This window comes from Neobacillus terrisolis (assembly GCF_051233475.1).
Lineage (GTDB): Bacteria > Bacillota > Bacilli > Bacillales > Cytobacillaceae > Bacillus_BU.
On the sequence record NZ_JBKFGH010000027.1, the window covers coordinates 127,989 to 146,865 of the forward strand.

Genomic DNA, 18,877 nt, shown 5'->3' on the forward strand with positions numbered 1-18,877 from the left:
TTAAAATGAAAAAAAGCTATATTAATATTTTAACGAAAAAGGCGCTTTACACAACTGCTGCAATTGCTATTTCTGGTATACTGCCAGCTACCTCAGTATTAGCTCATGGAGAATTAGTTGCAAATGAATTTGTCGCTCAAGAGAACACTGTTATTTCAGGTAAACCAGGTGAAACAATAACTGTACCTGTTCAAATAGAGCTTGTCCCAGATGGTGGCGGGAAAGAACCAGCAACAGATGCTGCTACGGTTACAGTTAACCTTGGCGGACAAACTCAACATAATAAAACGTTGGAGTTTGCAGCCAGTGAATTTAATACTCCAAAAATTATTGATCTTAAATACACGATTCCGGAAGGTACCACCCCTGGTCCACTTTCCCTGGAGGTTATTATGACTTCAAACGTTACAACAGGAAACAATCAGGTTTGGAATAAAGATAGAGATTACGTTACGATTCAGGTTGTTGCAGACTCACCAGCTCCAGCAGATACAACTGCTCCAATCTTAACTTTAGTAAATTCAATAAATGGCATTTTTAATGCTGCTTCACTGCCTGCGGGTTTTGAGTTTTCTTTAGATGAGTCTAGTGAAGTTTTTGTTAATGGTGAATCAAAAGGTTTCTTTGACGTTGGAACACACAGCTTGGCATTACCAACTCCAATTCAAGGATTAAATACCGTAACTTTATTTGCTGTTGATGCTGCAAAGAATAAAAGTGAAGAAGTAAGCTTTTCCTACATGTATGATTCGATTGAACCAGTTGTGACTGGTGCACCTGACAGTTCCCCAAATGAAAATGGATGGTATAACAAGGATGTAACGGTAACCTTCACTGCTGAGGACGAAGAAGGTGGATCAGGCGTTGATGAAAGTTCTGTTAGCGCCCCTGTTACAGTTACTGAAGACGGTACTCATGAAATTATCGGAACCGCTAAAGATTATGCAGGAAATACAGGTTCTTCCGATCCGATTACAATTAAGTTTGATAAAACAGCTCCGGTCTTTGAAGGGATTGAAAATGGCAGGGCCTATAAGCTAAACCAAGTGGTAAATTGGACTGCAAGTGATGCAACATCTGGCCTTGCTTCTGAGGAAAGCGGAACACTCGATACGAGCACAGTTGGAGAGAAATCTATCACTGTTAAAGATCAGGCTGGTAATGAAATTGAGATTCACTATACTGTTGAATACGATTTCGGTGGAGTGCTTCAACCAATCAACCAAAATGGGACAAGTATTTTTAAAGCTGGCAGCACAGTGCCTGTGAAGTTTCAGTTAAAAGATGCGAACGGGGCGTTTGTTACGGATGCTATTGCTTCGATTTATTACCAAAAAATTAGTACCGATGCAAGCGGAGTAGAGGAAGCCATTTCAACAAGCGCTGCCACAACTGGAAATTTCTTCAGATATGATTTAAATGACAACCAATATATCTTCAATCTAAGTACAAAAGGCCTAACATCCGGCACTTACCAACTATCCATTACACTGAACGACGGCCAAACCTATAATGTGCAAATTGGTTTGAAATAGAGGGACGGTTTTTGTGATTCATTTTTCGATGTCCACTCCCTAAGAAAAGGAACTTTTCCTCAATGAGGATGTACATAACAAATAGGCCCCCTCATCAAATAAGGGGGGCCATTTGTTATTTTGTTTGTTACTTATGCGTATTTTATCCCTGCAAGCTTAATATTGTTTTTATCACTTGACCCGCAAGGTGTTACTGCGTAAGTCATTTCACATTTTGGGCAATTCATAATTACTTTTTCTAATACAAATGTTTCTCCGCATTCACATGTAATTTCATGTGCCACATCTGGAGCAAAGTTTTCTTTCCCCTTTTCCTTCACATGATCCACAATAGCTTGTCCATCTTTTAATTTTGAACTGCATCCACAACTCATCTGTATCCCTCCATGTTACATTTTTACTTCAAAATGATTAATTTTAAGATAGCATAGAGGCGTGGAAATCAATATACCAAAAGTCACAGTTTAGTCATTCACTATACCCAGTATTCACGAAAATTTACCAAAATCAAAAAAGCTGACCATAAATGTAGTTTCTTACATTTAGGTCAGCTTCATTTTTTAGTCGTAAGAACGCTCAAAATTGAATCAGGAGAACCGTCCCCCTGTGTCAAACAGGTGATTAGATGATTCGGGCTGTTACGATGCCTTCGATTTGGTTGATTTTTTGTTCAAGGCCAGGGATGACGTCGCCGTTTACTTTTTCGTCAATGTCGATCATTGTGTAAGCGTAATTGCCACGGCTTCTGTTTACCATGTCAGCGATGTTCAAATCATAGCCTGAGATAGCAGCTGTAAGCTGTCCAACCATGTTTGGAACGTTTTTGTGGAATGCAGCGACACGGCGTTTACCTGTGTAATCAAGGTAAGCATTCGGGAAGTTCACTGAGTTTTTGATATTTCCTGTTTCAAGGAAGTCCTTCACTTGACGTGCAGCCATAATTGCGCAATTTTCTTCTGATTCAAGTGTTGATGCACCAAGGTGTGGAATTGGCACAACATTTTTCATTGTTAACACATTTTCGTTCGGGAAGTCAGTGATGTACTTTGCAACTTTTCCATCTTCTAGTGCAACAGCCATGTCAATTTCATTTACCAGTTCACCACGAGAGAAGTTCAAAATCGTTACTCCATCCTTCATGATGCTGAATGTTTCTTTATTGAACATTCCTTTTGTATCATTTGTTAAAGGAACGTGAACAGTAATATAATCGCAGTTCGCAAATAGTTGTTCAAGTGTCATCGCGCGTTGGACGTTGCGAGATAGATTCCATGCTGTATCAACAGAGATGAATGGGTCAAAACCGATTACATCCATATCTAAATCTAGTGCATCATTGGCTACAAGTGCACCGATCGCACCTAAGCCGATTACACCTAGAGTTTTACCCTTAATTTCTTTACCAACAAATTGTTTTTTGCCGGCCTCAACAAGCTTCGGAACCTGGTCGCCTTCACCTTGTAAATTCTTAGTCCAAGCAACTCCCTCGAATAGATTACGAGATGAAGCCATTAATGTTGTTAAAACAAGCTCTTTTACCGCATTAGCATTTGCACCAGGAGTATTAAATACGACAATACCTTGCTCTGTGCATTTTTCAACTGGGATATTATTAACACCCGCGCCAGCCCGTGCGATAGCTTTTAAGTTTTTATCTAATTCCATTTCATGCATGTTAAAGCTACGAACAAGAATAGCATCAGGATTTTCGCTGTCATTATTAATTGTGTAATTATTATTAAAAACTTTTAGTCCGCTCTCAGCGATGTTATTTAACGTTTTGATTGTTTTCACAGTGTCTAAAGTAATTGTACTCAATGTGTTTTCTCCCCTTTTTTGTTAAATGACCATTTTCAATTCCCTAAACGAATCGGCTTTTCAGTAAGTGAACAAAGATGAACAAAGTATCGGCTACTATTTCGTTATCAGTCCTCTCCCTTTAAGCAGAAAGAGGTAAGGGAAATTCACTTTCCCTTACCTCTGCCCAGGCGAACGGCTACGACACTATGTGCTCCCTCACGGTAATCCGCGTTTCGCCAGTTACACATAGCCTTTTTGTTTTTTTTATATTATCAGATTCTTCTTAAATCTTCAACCCCCAAAAACAGGTTTATCTATAAAAATACAAAAATTCTGACAGGACTTAACCAACTCTATACGATTTAATACTGATTTAGCTGAATAGAAAGAGTATCAAAAGATACAACAAACGTTTGATTTGATAAGCAAACTAAAAGCAGGACACCCGTGTAGGATGTCCTGCTTTTAGGTTCTGATTTAACAGTCGGAGTGGCATTGGACAGATCTTCAATTGCAGCTAGAATTTGATTAATTAGTTGAACTAGTTGAATTAGGAATGCAAGCTGTTGAGGAGTAAGGACAGTCGATGTACCTTCAGCTGTACGAATTACAACGCACAACTCTACAAAGACCTCTAATCCTAATAAAGTCAAAAGAGGTGTGGGCTCTACTCCTTCAGGAAATTCACCTAATGTCAGGCGAAGAATGTCTCTATCTGTTGGGGTTGGACAAGTCATCTTTTTCACCTCCAATCATTTTACTGAAATATTTTATAAAAATAACAATAAAGTGGTAGGGTAGATGCCTTGGACAAACCTATATTTTTTTTAAAAAAACATGCTAAGTCTTACCTATATTAATCTCATAAATAGAAAAGGAGGATATCATCTTACCGTTAGCGCAAAAAGAAAAAGCTGCCACATTGACAGCTCCATTCCATACATTATTAAAAATTTCTTCTTTAATGCGTATGTGATCCCGGATGATGCTTAAAAAATTTAGGATTTTCCAGATACTGTGCGTTTAACATTAAGCCAAGAACAATTTCGACAACCCCCACAGCAAACATGGCAGGTTGTAAAAAACTTGCACCGCCATACCAGTACATCTCTGCCAAAATCCAAATAATCATCGCTATGCCAAGGACCGTTGTGACGATACCTGAAAAGCGGTGCAATTGAAACGATAATAGCGCACCAACAAAGCTAGTTACTCCATTAACAGTAAACAAGGCAATTCCCGGGATAAAGAAATCTTCAAAAGGAGAACCCTTCAAAAGATCCAAAGGCAATCCGATACTTGCTCCATCTGGCTGTACCATTAACATCAGGCCACAGGTAACTCCACCCAAACCGATAATCGATAACAATACACCTGTCCCATAGGATAGGGCTTTCAATTTTTTCATTTCTTTCATCTACTTTCCATAAGATTTGAAAACGTTTTGTCAAATCAAACGAAGTAGCTCACTTTCTTTTATTTTAAACTTTTTCTGAATCAAGTTTAAGTTTTTTACTGACCCCTGACCGAAAAATAAAGATAAGAAATAACACCCCACCGGAAATGGGTAAAAGAAAAGAAGGGATAAGATTTAACAATGCTCCGGAGATGATCATCGCTATTGGCAGCATCGTTTTCCCGATGCTAACGCCAATGCTTAATACTCTTCCCCGGAATTCATCCGGCACCTCTGTTTGAATAATATAGGCAATCGGCAAATCAATCAGCGCCACCGTGACCCCAAACAAAAACATTAGAACACCGTAAATTGCTGTATACGCTAGATGATTGATTTGCAGCCCTTGAAGCATGACCGGAATTCCCGACAAAACCATCAACATTGCTAAGAAAAAGCATATATACCGTAACAAAACCCGATACGATACCATCCTCATTATTTTTTTTATAAAAATAGCCCCGATCATCATCCCAACTGGAAAGGCCGCTTGAATAAGGCCAAATTCCTTTGGGTCTAAATGTAATACGGAGTTAATGATAAAGGGTAAAGGTACGGTAACAGCGTAACCAAGGAAAAAGTTGACTGAAATCAGGACCATAAAAAAACCGATGATGCTCTTTCGGTTTCGTAAATACAAAAAGCCTTCCTTTATATCCTTGAAGACTTGGAGTTCACCCACTTGCTGAGGAGCCTTTGATTCGTTATGAAACAACCGAAAATCGATGAATAAAATGGATACTCCCGAAAGGATAAAAGAGATTCCATTGAAAATGATGAACGGTTCGATATCAACTAAGGAGTAAACAATCCCTCCCAACATTGGACCAAGAATGGAAGCACCGGAATCAATGATTTTGCTAATGGTGTTAATATCCATCAGCTTTGCTTGCGATACCATATTAGGCTTTGCAGCTTCTAACCCCACACCGAAAAAGGTGCTAAAAACGGTTAATAGGAAGGTTGTTGCATAAATCAGCATTAAATCCAGATCAACTATTTTGGTTAACATGTAAACAACGACCAATAAAAGACCACTTAACAGGTCCATTGAGACGACCATTGTTTTTTTATCAAATCGATCTGCTAGCACACCGGCAAATGGAAAAATAATCACCATTGGCAAGACCCCCAAGATCAGGGTGATTGCAAAGCTAAACGGCGACCCGGTTAATTTTAAAACATTCAGTCCTAACGCGAAGTTATAGATTGCCGTGCCAAAGATCGAAATCGTCTTCCCAGTTGAATAGAGGATTAGATTCCTTAATTCCACCCTATCCTGGACTCGACTCCCGATTACATCAATTGAATTCATCAATTTTGCCCACCCCACTTTAACTTCTTACATTGAGTGTATGCCGTGGGGTGAACACCACTTCAAGAGCCACATTCGCTGTTTTTTTATAAAAAAAACAAAAAAGGTCGGGTTAACCCAACCTTTTCTAGCCTATTGTAGTTTCCTTCCAAAAAAAGAATAAGTAAAGACCTCTTCCCCTTTTACGAAAAAATCCTCGAATTGGCCTCCTTTATTTAATAAATCCGAGGTTCTATCGTCAATCGGCTTATATTGTAATCCGGCAAGATGATCCTTGATTTTTCGAATTGAAAAATTGTCTCGGAATTTAACTGCGATTTTACTGGCGCGGCTGAAATTTTTGAAAGCAAAATAGGATCCTAGTAAATGTCCATCCGGTTTTACCAAAGAATCTACCTTGTTTAGCAAGAAATCCTCATGGTCGAAGCTATAATTACTAGTACCGGAATGATCAATCAGCAGATCCACGGACTGCTTTGGAATAGGAATTTCGAGAAAATCAGCACAAATAAACAGGATATTCCGTTTCGAATTCGTTCTCTCCAGGAGGCTTTTTAAAAAGCGATGCCGCTCAAGGCTGTGGTCCACAGCAATATAAAGGCAATCCTCTGGCAACTCCTGATAAATATTGCGCAGAAAGAAACCCACCCCTGACCCTAATTCCAGGATGACTTTCCGATGTAAATCCAGTTGATCGAGCTTCCTTTTTGACCAGTGCAGGCCTTTGTTTATATTTTCAAGATAACTAGAGTCAGTTAACTGTATGTAATGGTGAATATTATTTTCAAGCTCGTTATCTGAAGTGGACTTAAAAGGCTCGTTGATAATTAAAATACCGTTTTCGATTAAATGCTCGTTTCCACAGGCACAGGCAAGCTTACCCTCGATAATCTGATTATTGTTGATCAAACCGTCCTGAAGCAAAAGCGGTTGGCCGCAATTTAAACATTTAAGAAAATCGAGCACCTTAAGGTCGATTCCAATCGTTGTACTAGATTCTATGTTTTTTGCCGATAAGTCGATTAATTTGCTGTTTAGCTTGTCTTTTATTCTCGTTAACTCTTTTATTTCATGATCAATTTTTTTGTATTTTTCCTTATATAATGATTGATAAAATGGATCTTCTTGATAATTGGCCAATTTGCCAAAGTTTTTATATAGAAAAAACAATTTTATCTCATTTAAATGAAAGCCCAGCGCTTTAAATTCAATTATTAATTCAAGGTCTGTTTGACAGCGGTTATCGAAAAAGTACTGCCCACCCTTTTTCTCAGGAACGATCAACCCTAAATCCATATAATGCCTAATTGTGTCCACACTTACTTCGTTTGATTTGGCAAACTTTCCGATTCTCATCGTCTCATCACCAGCACCTTTTAATGCACTTTTAAGTTTATTATAGCGCTCCTGTTTAGACAGAACCATTCACTTTTGTGTGGGCTAACAAAAAAGTAGTCGGCTCGGAATCCGAACTACTTTTTCCCACTTTATATGCTTGTTAATGAAAGCTGGTCCTCAGGTAGGGCCTTAAGTGATCCATCTTCATTGAGAACAGAACGCCATGTATAAAGCGGTTCATAGCCAAGTATTTCCTTAGCCTTATCAATGGCCATAAGCGTTTCATGTCCGTTAACATCCCTCTTTAACGTAACCTTTGGGAAGTATTTTTTAGCTAAATCCTGACTAAGGTCGGGCATAATGGTATCTGGGGCTGTGATATGGAATACTTGATTTCCTAAATTCTTTTTTTCCAACGCCAGAAGACAGGCCCTTGCAGCATCCCTTACGTCACAATATGCCCATGCGTTTTGCTTCTGAATGTCTTTTTCGGTTTCCGTCCAATGCATTCTTGGAATTTTTTCATATTCGTCCGGCTCATAGCAATTGGCAAACCGAAGCGCAACCACTTCCGTTTTAGTCAGTTTATGAAACATACCGGACAGCTGTTCTGTAAGGAGCTTGACCATCGCATAAGACGATCTAACATTGGTAGGATGCTCTTCATCAACTGGCAGGTAACTAAGCTGCTCTTGCACAAACGGATACCCTAATACTGTTTCGCTGGAGGCCCATACAAGCTTTTGGATTTTTAAATCCTTACATGCCTCAAGGATATTAAAATTAACAAGCATGTTGTTTTCAAATATCGCTTGTGACGTATTCCTTATATCGGTTGGAATATTAGCAAGATGAACGACTGCATCGCATCCCATCAACAGTTGAATGACCTGCCCGTAATCGCGCAATTCCGCCTGGATAAATTTTTTCGATGCAGATTCCTCGCGCAATTTGCGGTCCGAAGCGGTAACATCATGTCCTGCTTCTAAAATCGTTCTTACGGTCCAGCGGCCGATTTTTCCTGCTGCTCCTGTTATGACTACTTTCACCACTTCCAGCTCCTTTTTTCAAAATTAAAAATGTCTCTTCAAATTATTACACCTTTGTTAGATTTCCCCTTTGCTATTGTTTTATAGGAGGAGTTTAAATAGAAAATATTGGTGGAAGGGATTGGATTGTTGATTTCGTTTCCTCCCAACTTTTTCAAAATATAGTGAAATTCTCTTGAACATAGATGAAGTTTCGTGTTATATTACAAGAAATTAATATTTTCTTACTTCAATACCATTTGAAGTGAGGATAGAGGCGCAAAGACCATAAGTAAGTAATTTGAGGATGATGAGATCCAGTGACAATTGCGGAAAGGGGAATTTGCCGAAGCTTCAAAGACCTCATTGTTCTTGAAGCTGGGTCTGCTATTGAATAAATGCAGAACTGTCATATAGGTAATCTATATGGAGGGCTATCTCACGCATGGGAACGATTTTTTATTTGTTTCTATTGCAGCAGCGAGCCTCGTTGCTGCTTTTTTGCGCTTTTTGAATAGCCTTATCCCTCTAATTTTCAAAAAATTATGTAAAGGATGAGGAAATATGACTTTTGGGCAAGTACTAACTGCGATGGTAACACCTTTTGATCAAAATGGTGATATTGACTTTAATGCAACGAGAATACTCGTTAATCATTTAATTAATACTGGTACAGACGCAATCGTCGTTGCCGGAACAACAGGCGAATCTCCAACTCTAACTTCTGAGGAAAAAGTCGCTTTGTTTAAATTTGTTGTTGAGGTTGTTAATGGCAGAGTTCCTGTCATTGCTGGAACGGGATCCAATAACACTAGGGCTTCAATCAGCTTAACGAGACAAGCGGAGGAAGTTGGTGTAGACGGTATTATGCTCGTTGCACCATACTACAACAAGCCATGTCAAGAAGGGATGTATCAGCATTTTAAAGCGATTGCTGAAGCTACCTCTTTGCCGGTAATGCTTTATAATATTCCAGGACGAAGTGTCGTAAACATTTCTGTTGAGACCGTTGTTCGTCTTTCTGAAATCAATAATATTGTCGCAATTAAAGAAGCTAGCGGGAACTTGGACGCGATAGCCCAAATTATCGAGAGAACTCCAAGTGATTTTGTACTGTACAGTGGTGATGATGGCTTAACCATACCAGTATTGTCCATCGGCGGTGCAGGCGTTGTTTCCGTTGCTTCCCATATCATTGGGAATGAAATGCAACAGATGGTCAATAGTTTTAAAAATGGTCAACTTCAGGAAGCGGCTGAAGCACATCGTGCCCTGCTCCCAATTATGAAGGCCCTATTTGCAGCACCAAACCCAAGTCCGGTGAAAGCGGCTTTAAATATGAAAGGTATCCAAGTTGGCGGAGTTCGTTTACCGTTGATTCCATTGACTGAGGAAGAAACTCGTGTGCTTGAACGTGTTTTAGAGCTTGGAAAAGTGGAAGTTTTTAATTAATAGATGTATATATAAAGGCTGCTTAATCCCATGTGTTTTGTGTTTTGGGGTTGGCAGCCTTTTTTGGTTTTTGGACTTAAGTCTTTGTGGGTTGGTGTTGACTGGTTTGTTGGTTCCGGTGAGGAATTTATGTTAATGAGAACCTTCTATTGGCCATTTTGGTGCTTTTGGACCGGACTTTTGGACAGTGAGAACCTTCTATTGGCCACTTTGTTGCTTTCAGACTGGACTTTTGGCCAGTGAAAACCTTCTATTGGCCATTTTGTTGCTTTCGAACAGTACTTTTGGCCAGTGAGAGCTTTCTATTGGCCATTTTATGGCTTTCGAACAGGACTTTTGGCCAGTGAGAGCCTTCTATTGACCACTTTGTTGCTTTTGCACTGGACTTTTGGCCAGTGAGAGCCTTCTATTGGCCATTTTGTTGCTTCCGGACAAGGGTTTTGGACATTGAGAACCTTCTATTGGCCACTTTGTTGCTTTCAGACTGGACTTTTGGCCAGTGAGAACCTTCTATTGGCCATTTTGTTGCTTTCAGACTGGACTTTTGGCCAACAAAAACCTCCTTCTTTTACCGAAAGTTACTTTTCGTCTTCTAAAAAATAAAACCCACAGCTTTTCATCAAGCAGTGAGTTTTGGATAAGAAATTTTTCTATAACCATTCATCAGCTATTGAGCTATTATCAGCGATTTCGTAAGCTGCATTTGTGATCGCTTCAGCTAACGTCCCCCCCGTTGCGCTTACCTCATTAAAGCAAACTTCGCTGTCCCCTTTTATTGTATACGTGAAACCAAACTTTTCTAATCTTTTAACGATGATCATCGCATGGTCAAGGTTTTCTTGGGGCTGAAACTCTGAATCATGAATGAAAATCCCCTTTTCATGATCATACCATCGATCCCATCTATTTAATTTCCAACCTAGTATTCTTCGAGCAATAATATCCACTTTGTTCATACCTCGATGACCATTCCCCTTCATTGTTGATTTTTTCATTTTACCATTTTCATTGATCCTATTCTAATAAAAAGAGTCCGAGAGAACAATCTTCGTTACCACTTTCAAAACATTATTATAATTTTTCTCTCATAACCTTCATGTAGCTGCTCGAAAGTTTGTATTGATCCCTTATTCTATTAACCATTTTATACAGTTCATTTTTATATTCTTTATCTGCCCCGCCTGTTTTATATAGGGCTTTTATTTTATCACTTTCAGATGGGAACTCTTTGTCAATAAACTCAAAGAAGTGCTTCCGTGTATGGCCTCTTAAATACAAAGTACCCGGAAGGACATAGTGAACTATACACTCGCTTGCTTTACGAAACAAATGGTCAAAGTTTTCCTCGTTGTCTGTAATATAAGGAATAATCGGCATCAAATGCAGACCTGTACTAGCATTTGTTTTTCTGAAAGCTTTTAATACTTCAAACCGGGCTAAACTTGTCGAACTTCCTGGTTCAATTTTCATTCTGACAGACTCGTCCATCGTCGTAATGGTCGCTGCAACATTGATGTAAGTGATTCGAGAGAGCTCATCGATCAAGTCGTAGTCTCTTAATATTAGGTTTGATTTAGTCGATATGATCGCTGGAGTTCGATATTTAATGAGCAATTTCAATATTTCCGGCATAAGTTTATATTTTGCTTCAGCAGGCTGATAGCTGTCAGTTACGCCACCAATGTTAATAACCTCCCGTTGCCAACTTTCTCTGCTCAGTTCTTTTTCCAATTCTTCGATTATATTCGTTTTAACATAGATTTCCTTAAAGAAATTAGTAGAATCTAAGTATTGATGGGAATACATTGCATAGCAGTAATGACAGCCATGCTGGCAGCCCCGATAAATATTTAAATCCCAGCCATAAGGAATTTTTCTTTTCAGCTTGTTTAAGGCACTGTTGACTGTAACTTCCTTGAAAATGGTATTAGTCATCCATCATCATCCTTAAAAAAGTCATGATAATCCCATAAACATTTTTGTTGCTGAAAGCAATATTTTATAAATTCTTTGTTTTTAGTATAAGGCATATCAGGTGAGGATGACACTCTCAAGAAAACAGTGTCTCCCTAATATTTTTGTCTCCAAACAACCTAACAACATTTTGGTTTTTTCAATATAGTGATTTCCTCTCTGTAGGACAAAATAAAATAATTTTCAAATATAATTAGGTTTATCAGAAAACGTATGCTATACTGTGTTTACCATTTACTTTACTACCCCGCTATTTTGCTTAGCGGGGCTTTTTTGTTTTCTTTTCATAAAACACTCTATGCTGGTGGGTTTACTCTACTAGACCCAAAAAGTCCTAATTAATGACCTTAACCAAGATAATTTCGGAATATCGGGCACCAAGAGACCTTATTGGTTTCCCTAACCATGATGATTTCGAATTACCGGGCACCAAGAGCCCTTACTGGTTACCCTAATCACAATGATCTCTCATCATCAGTCACCAACAACCCTATCCCAATTGTCAAATTTAACAAAGCTATCCATAAAAAAAAGACTCTACAAGAGAGTCTTTTTGTGATTATTGGTTAATTAAGCTTTGCGAACGTTAGAAGCTTGAGGTCCACGTTGACCTTGTTCTACTTCAAATGTTACTGCTTGACCTTCGTCTAAAGACTTGAAGCCTTCGCTTTGGATAGCTGAGAAGTGAACGAATACATCGTCTCCACTTTCGCGTTCGATGAATCCGAATCCTTTTTCTGCGTTAAACCATTTTACTGTACCTTTTTCCATTTGTGTTTCCTCCTCGTGTGCTTTGCACACATTTTGTTACTATCCTTGCTCACATCTTCAAGTTTGAAAGTTTTATCCACTTTTAAGTTCTTGCCGAACAAACAAAAATAATTCTTTTTAACCTTAACAGAGAATCTCTATAATTGCAAATCAGATGAATCATTTTGTTGAAAATAAATTCCTGATTAATCGTTTATTTCCTAAAATGGATATTTTCTGACCAATTGCTTGCGACATCTATGCCCGTTTTTGCATGTCAATACATAGCTCTCGAAAAGCATCTGCTTCTTGGTTCATCCCCATGTCCCGGTATATTTTAGATAACCATTTTATTGGTTTTGTATTGGCAGGTGTTAATTCCATTTCCCAGCTGAAGCATTCAATCGCTTTTTCGAACTGACCAAATTCAACATACATTTCTCCAAGCGTTTGCATTTGATCAAGATCATTGCTAAGTTTCTGCATCATATCAATCTTTTCAACGATTTGCAGGTTTTGATGTTTTTCATTAAAAGGCTGGAGCCATTCCTTAATAAAATCTAATTCATGATCTTTAAATAAGGTACTTACGCATTTAGTTAACATATTTTCTGCCTTATCCGGGAAATAAGTAATATACGATTGCAATAAAACTTTAAGCATTTCGGGTTGAAACGAATGTTTAGTTGAATCAATTTGCTCTAAGATGTTACCAATGGCTTGAACCTGAGAGCTGCTAAGCTGAAAGTGATAGGTTTCCATCATCTTGAGCGCTTTTTCGATATTGGATGCTTTTATATATTTTTCAAATAAGTTTTGTTGTAACGGAAGAAAATCAGGTAATTGAGAGGCTAACCTTTCCAAGATGAGCACCGTTTCATTGTCGTTTAAATGCTTTTTAAGCAAGGTTAGTAAAGAAGTATAATGATCCGTTGACGGGATGCGGATTAATTTGTCGATACGCAAGGCACATTGATCAACCCAACGGGATTCTTTTTTTAAGAGGACGATAAGTTGTTCAAAACTGGCTTCGTTTTCTTTCTGCGCAAATAGAGTTTTTTCCGCAAATAGGAGATCTTTAGTTAGAAGCTTTTCAGATGACTGATTGTACAAATCTGTATATTTATTAAACAGCATGTCATTAGAAAGCTGTTTGACGAGGCTGTGGTTTGGAGCAAAATCCATTAAAATACGGATGATTTGATAACCTTGTAATAATTGCCCATTCCGTCGATATTCAAAAAATAGTGAATTTATCTCGTTGAACAATTCCTTTTTTGGAAAAAACGATTCAAAGAAGGTTAAAATAAAGGCTTTTTCTTGAGGAGTATAGTTTTTCTCAAGTTTTTTGAGTAATTGCTGATAGCTGACCATTTTGTAAGGGGGATTGGAGGAGTGTAATACGTTGATAAGCGGATGTGGAGCTTCGAAAACGATGCCCTTTTTAAATGCATTCTCAATAAATGATTTGCGGCGAAGTTTTTTTGCTTTTACGGCTGCAAGAAAATGATATTTATAAAAAAACAAATAATAAACCTCGTTGCTCTCAGAAAAGGCTTCAATAATTTCTCCTTGGAGATAGAATGAAGCTCTTTCTGCTTTTAATAAAATGGACTTATGATGATCATGCAGTAGGAATTGGTTTTCATTCATACTGGGTACCCCCTCGTATTTATTTCTTTTACTATAACATAGTCTTTCGAGGTTCGTATAAAAAATAAAACAATAACTATAAGAAAAGAATCTGCCCCTTAAGGACAGATCCATTTCTTTGAATGAGCTAGACCTGGTTCTTAAACATCCAACCCAATCGATATATATTTCACCTCTAAAAACTCTTCAATCCCATAATGCCCGCCTTCACGTCCGAGTCCGCTTTCCTTGTAGCCACCAAATGGAGCTTGTGCAGTAGACGGCAGGGCATCATTTAACCCAACGATTCCGTACTCAAGCTGCTCGGTCATTCTAAAAGCGCGGCTTAAGTTTTCCGTGTATACATAAGCCGCTAACCCATAACGGGAGTTGTTTGCCCGTTCAATTACTTCTTCTTCCGTATAGAAGGTTGAAATCGGGGCGAGCGGACCAAAAATTTCTTCTTTGACACATTCCATCTCTTCGTGAATATTGGTCAAAATCACTGGTGCGTAGAAATATCCGGTCTCATTTAACGGTTTAGCCCCGCTAAATTGAATCTTTCCGCCTTTATCAAGCGCATCCTTAACGAGTGCATCAACTTTTGAAAAGGCTGTCTCGTCAATTAATGGACCAATATCCGTCCCTTCCTCTAGACCGTTTCCAACTTTAAGCTTTTCTAATTCTGTTTGGAAAAGCTGGATAAAGTCTTCGGCTACTCCTTCTTGAACATAGATTCGATTTGTACAAATGCAGGTCTGACCGGCGTTTCGGAACTTTGATTGAATCAGACCTTGGGCAGCTTTCTGTAAATTCGCATCGTTCATGACAATGAAAGGAGCATTTCCACCCAGCTCAAGCGATATTTTCTTTACATTGTCAGCTGCGCCTCTCATGAGAGTTTTGCCAACCTCTGTTGACCCGGTAAAGGTTATTTTCGTAACCCGTTCGTCTTTCAGCCAGGCCTCGCCAATTTCAACCGATTTTCCGGTAATGAAATTGATAACTCCGGCAGGAATGCCGGCTTCGTGGGCTAATTCAGCCATTTTTAAAGCTGTAAGCGGTGTCTGGGTTGCCGGTTTCACGACACAAGTACAACCAGCAGCCAGTGCGGGAGCTACTTTTCTTGTAATCATTGCGGCAGGAAAATTCCATGGCGTAATCGCTGCCACCACACCGACTGGTTCCTTTCGAACAAGTATGCGTTTATTAGGATGGGACGCCGGAATGGTTTCTCCATATATCCGTTTCCCCTCTTCGGCATACCAGGACACAAAACTATTGGCGTACTTGACCTCGCCTACCGCTTCAGCAAATGGCTTCCCCTGCTCTAAGGTCATGATTTTAGCCAACTCATGCTTATTTTCATCCATCAATTGATGCCATTTCATAAGGAGCTGATAACGCTCATCGGCCGTTTTTTTCGACCATGTTTTGAAGGCTTGGTGCGCAGCCGTGACTGCCTCCTCTGCTTCCGTTACGCCTCCTGTTGGGACTGCTCCTAAAACCTCTTGGGTAGCCGGGTTTATGATTTCTGTAAAAAACTCATAGTCATTTCCGACCCATTCCCCATTAATGTACATTGGGTAGATTTGATATTTTTGTTTGACTGTGTCCATTACCTTACCTCCCAGCAGACAGGGCAGGATCGTTTTGATATACTGCTTCAACTGCTTCCTCGAGAATTTGTAGTCCTTCCTCTAATTGATCATCTGTGATCGTGATCGGCATAAGGATACGAATAACGTTGCCGAATAATCCGGCGCTTAATAGTAATAGCCCCCGCTCTTCGGCCGCCTTCACTATTTTAGAAACGGTCAGTTTATCCGGTGTTTTCGTTTGTTTATCTTTGACGATCTCCATGGCGCACATCGCGCCAAGCCCCCGGACATCCCCAATACCATCAAACCGAGCTGATAAAGACTTCATTTTTTCGATTACTCTGTTACCAAGGGTTTGGGCACGTTCATTAAGATTTTCACTTTCAATAATATCCAATACTGTCAATGCGGTGCGACAGCCTAATGGACTTCCGGCATAAGTTCCGCCAATCTCGCCGACATCTGCCGCGTCCATAATCTCTGCTCTGCCGATGACTCCGCTGATTGGCACACCCGCACCCATCGATTTGGATATTGTAATTAAATCAGGTATGACCCCAAAATGATCGATAGCAAAATATTTTCCAGTTCGGGAAAAACCGGTTTGAATTTCATCGGCCACAAACAAGATGCCATACTGGGTGCATATTTCTTTTACCCGTTTAACAAAGGCCGGGTCTGGCACAATAAAACCACCCTCGCCTTGGACCGGCTCCATGACTACTGCGGCAATTGTTTCCGGAGCCACTTCCGCTAATAAAAATTGTTCAAACTGCTCGATGATCATTTGAATATACTGCTGCTCACTCATTCCTTCCGGGCGACGGTACACATATGGATAAGGAGCTTTATACACTTCAGGAGCGAATGGCCCGAAGCCAAACTTATAGGGCTTTACTTTGCTGGTCATCGTCATCGTCATTAATGTTCGGCCGTGGAAGCCACGCGTAAACGAGATGATTCCTTGACGCTTCGTATATTTTCTGGCAATTTTCACCGCGTTTTCCACCGCTTCTGCACCACTGTTAAAAAAGGCCGCTTTTTTTGCAAAATTCCCGGGTGCAAGCTGACAGAGCCGTTCAGCAAGATTAATATACGATTCATACATCATCACATTGAACCCCGTATGAATAAATTGGCCGGCTTGTTCCTGTAAGGCTTTGACCACACGAGGATGGGAATGACCGACATTAATCGTTCCAATTGCTCCGGCAAAATCAATAAATATATTGCCATCGACATCCTCAACCAGGGCACCCTGGGCTTTTTTTACAAAAGCATGACTATTATTGCTGATTCCTTTAGGTACAAAACGCTTTCTTCGCTCCAATATTTCCAATGATTTTGGTCCTGGTATATCGGTCTGGAGCCTAACATATTTTTTATTCAATTTTAAAATCCTCCTTTACTGTTCACGCCTGCCTATGCTTTTACGTAATCAAGGACCTCTTGAAAGGTACGAACTACTTGATCAACTTCTTCATAGCTGATCGTCAGAGCCGGTTCGATTCGAATCGTTTTCGAATTGATAAGTGTTCCAGCTACGAGTACGCCACGATCAAACATTCCTTTAGACACTTCATAGCCGATTTCATCCTGATGGAATTCAATTCCGATCATCAGTCCTTGACCACGGATTTCAAGAACCTTATCTTCATGACCAACTGCAGCTTCCTTCAGCTTAGTTAGGAAATATTCGCCAACCCTTCCGGCTCTTTCTGGAAGGTTTTCATCAATTAATACCCCGATCGTTGCAATCGCTGCAGCACACGCTAGCGGGTTTCCGCCAAATGTAGTGGTGTGCATAAATGGATTAGGGAACCAGCTTTTGAACACTTCTTCTCGTGCAACAATAGCTCCTGCAGGCATCACCCCTCCACCGAACGCTTTTGCTAAACAGATAATGTCTGGAACGACACCGTATAATTCAGATGCAAACATTTTTCCGGTTCGGCCCATTCCTGTTTGGACTTCATCGAAAATTAATAATGCTCCATATTGATCGCATAGCTCACGCACTTCTGTTAAATAATTTTCCGGTGGCAAGATAATTCCCCCTTCCCCCTGAATCGGCTCAAGGATAACGGCTGCAACATCTTCCCCAACGGCCGAGCAGACCTCAAACGTTTTTCTCATCATATCAATATCTCCAAATGGCACATGACGGAAGCCTGGAATTAGTGGCAAGAACGGTTTGCGGAACATTCCTTTCGCCGTCCCTGATAGTGAACCAAGACTCTTACCGTGGAAGGCACGGGTAGTTGAAATAAATGTGGTTCTTTCGCTATACATTTTCGCTAGCTTTAATGCTGCCTCCACACTTTCCGTTCCACTGTTTGTGAAAAAGGCGTATTTTAGGTCGCCAGGCGTGATATCTGCTAAAATTTTTGCCAGCATGGCGCGAAGTGGGTCAAGCAAGTCCTGACTGTGGAGAGCCTGTCGCTTTAATTGATCCGTAACCGCTTTGACAACCTTTGGATTGCGGTGACCCACGTTATAGATTCCAAACCCGCCAAGACAATCGATGTATTCTTTTCCATTTACATCTTTAAAGCAGGCGCCGTTATCGGACCATTCTACTGCTGCAAATTGACCGTCCTTTGTTACTGTTTTTCGGTAAGACAGAAAGCCCGGGTTGACGTGTTCGCGGAAGCCATCGACGGTTTCTTTGGTAATCCAAGCGGCTTCATCCTGTGTGATATTCTCCTTTTCAATTAAATTTAAAACCTTGTTAATATATTCGGTTACCTGCTGATTCCTAACGTTTTTAACCTCTCGTGTAATCTCGATACTCATAAAATCGCTCCTCTTTTTTAATGAATTTATGAATCTATTTTTTAAATAGCTCTGTTATAGTTGGCTGTTGATTTCCGTTCCAGGTGCTCGCGCACCTTAGGGGGAGTCCGGGAGCCTCCTGATATGAACGAAACTGTCAAGGCTCCCACTCCAAATTTGTATTGTATTAATTTTGGGCAACTCTAAGTAGAGAAGCTGAT

16 protein-coding genes and 2 riboswitches are annotated in these 18,877 nt (G+C 39.8%); of the genes, 2 read left to right on the forward strand and 14 right to left on the reverse strand.

All coding sequences use genetic code 11. The features are described from left to right. The first annotated feature begins 5 nt into the window (after positions 1–5). On the forward strand, positions 6–1,535 hold the full coding sequence (locus ACI48O_RS17110) for a PxKF domain-containing protein (RefSeq protein ID WP_435563063.1): 1,530 nt from the start codon (positions 6–8) through the stop codon (positions 1,533–1,535). 131 nt (positions 1,536–1,666) lie between these two features. On the opposite strand, the gene ACI48O_RS17115 is transcribed toward ACI48O_RS17110, so the two are convergent. The 7 genes from ACI48O_RS17115 to ACI48O_RS17145 all read right to left on the reverse strand — a co-directional run bounded on the left by ACI48O_RS17115 (position 1,667) and on the right by ACI48O_RS17145 (position 8,493). After that, positions 1,667–1,909 (reverse strand): hypothetical protein, encoded by a 243-nt coding sequence (locus ACI48O_RS17115; RefSeq protein WP_435563064.1) that lies wholly within the window; start codon positions 1,907–1,909, stop codon positions 1,667–1,669. A gap of 247 nt (positions 1,910–2,156) precedes the next feature. Continuing rightward, positions 2,157–3,353, reverse strand: a complete 1,197-nt coding sequence (locus tag ACI48O_RS17120) for a phosphoglycerate dehydrogenase (RefSeq protein ID WP_435563065.1) — start codon at positions 3,351–3,353, stop codon at positions 2,157–2,159. A 157-nt stretch (positions 3,354–3,510) separates the two neighbouring features. After that, a riboswitch (ZMP/ZTP riboswitch) is annotated at positions 3,511–3,589 on the reverse strand. Positions 3,590–3,697: 108 nt separating this feature from the next. Then, complete coding sequence (locus tag ACI48O_RS17125; RefSeq protein WP_435563066.1) at positions 3,698–4,072, reverse strand: hypothetical protein; 375 nt, start codon at positions 4,070–4,072, stop codon at positions 3,698–3,700. Positions 4,073–4,296: 224 nt separating this feature from the next. After that, positions 4,297–4,743 (reverse strand): hypothetical protein, encoded by a 447-nt coding sequence (locus tag ACI48O_RS17130; protein WP_435563067.1) that lies wholly within the window; start codon positions 4,741–4,743, stop codon positions 4,297–4,299. A gap of 73 nt (positions 4,744–4,816) precedes the next feature. Beyond that, the gene (locus ACI48O_RS17135; RefSeq protein WP_435563068.1) at positions 4,817–6,106 is read right to left on the reverse strand and encodes an MFS transporter; all 1,290 of its coding nucleotides are present in this window, start codon (positions 6,104–6,106) and stop codon (positions 4,817–4,819) included. Positions 6,107–6,238: 132 nt separating this feature from the next. Further along, on the reverse strand, positions 6,239–7,462 hold the full coding sequence (locus ACI48O_RS17140) for a MerR family transcriptional regulator (protein WP_435563069.1): 1,224 nt from the start codon (positions 7,460–7,462) through the stop codon (positions 6,239–6,241). Positions 7,463–7,593: 131 nt separating this feature from the next. Further along, positions 7,594–8,493, reverse strand: a complete 900-nt coding sequence (locus tag ACI48O_RS17145; RefSeq protein ID WP_435563070.1) for an NAD-dependent epimerase/dehydratase family protein — start codon at positions 8,491–8,493, stop codon at positions 7,594–7,596. A 243-nt stretch (positions 8,494–8,736) separates the two neighbouring features. Next, a riboswitch (Lysine riboswitch) is annotated at positions 8,737–8,917 on the forward strand. A 119-nt stretch (positions 8,918–9,036) separates the two neighbouring features. Here ACI48O_RS17145 and dapA point away from each other — a divergent pair. Next, positions 9,037–9,924 carry a 4-hydroxy-tetrahydrodipicolinate synthase gene (gene dapA, locus ACI48O_RS17150; RefSeq protein WP_435563071.1) on the forward strand — a complete coding sequence of 296 codons (888 nt, stop codon included), beginning with the start codon at positions 9,037–9,039 and terminating at the stop codon, positions 9,922–9,924. Positions 9,925–10,574: 650 nt separating this feature from the next. Here the strand turns inward: dapA and ACI48O_RS17155 are convergent. From ACI48O_RS17155 to ACI48O_RS17185, 7 genes are all read right to left on the reverse strand, one after another. Continuing rightward, positions 10,575–10,919, reverse strand: coding sequence for a BC1872 family protein (locus ACI48O_RS17155; protein WP_435563072.1), 345 nt, complete (start codon positions 10,917–10,919; stop codon positions 10,575–10,577). Positions 10,920–10,995: 76 nt separating this feature from the next. Next, positions 10,996–11,859, reverse strand: coding sequence for an SPL family radical SAM protein (locus ACI48O_RS17160; protein WP_435563073.1), 864 nt, complete (start codon positions 11,857–11,859; stop codon positions 10,996–10,998). A 609-nt stretch (positions 11,860–12,468) separates the two neighbouring features. Then, positions 12,469–12,669 (reverse strand): cold-shock protein, encoded by a 201-nt coding sequence (locus ACI48O_RS17165; RefSeq protein ID WP_435563074.1) that lies wholly within the window; start codon positions 12,667–12,669, stop codon positions 12,469–12,471. 237 nt (positions 12,670–12,906) lie between these two features. Then, on the reverse strand, positions 12,907–14,301 hold the full coding sequence (locus ACI48O_RS17170; protein ID WP_435563075.1) for a hypothetical protein: 1,395 nt from the start codon (positions 14,299–14,301) through the stop codon (positions 12,907–12,909). A gap of 140 nt (positions 14,302–14,441) precedes the next feature. After that, the gene (locus tag ACI48O_RS17175) at positions 14,442–15,863 is read right to left on the reverse strand and encodes an NAD-dependent succinate-semialdehyde dehydrogenase (RefSeq protein WP_435563082.1); all 1,422 of its coding nucleotides are present in this window, start codon (positions 15,861–15,863) and stop codon (positions 14,442–14,444) included. A gap of 40 nt (positions 15,864–15,903) precedes the next feature. Continuing rightward, a complete protein-coding gene (gabT, locus tag ACI48O_RS17180; protein WP_435563076.1) occupies positions 15,904–17,271 on the reverse strand; it encodes a 4-aminobutyrate--2-oxoglutarate transaminase in 1,368 nt (455 codons plus the stop codon). A gap of 32 nt (positions 17,272–17,303) precedes the next feature. Further along, entirely contained in the window at positions 17,304–18,677 is a 1,374-nt protein-coding gene (locus tag ACI48O_RS17185; RefSeq protein ID WP_435563077.1) for a putrescine aminotransferase, read from the reverse strand. Positions 18,678–18,877 lie beyond the last annotated feature (200 nt).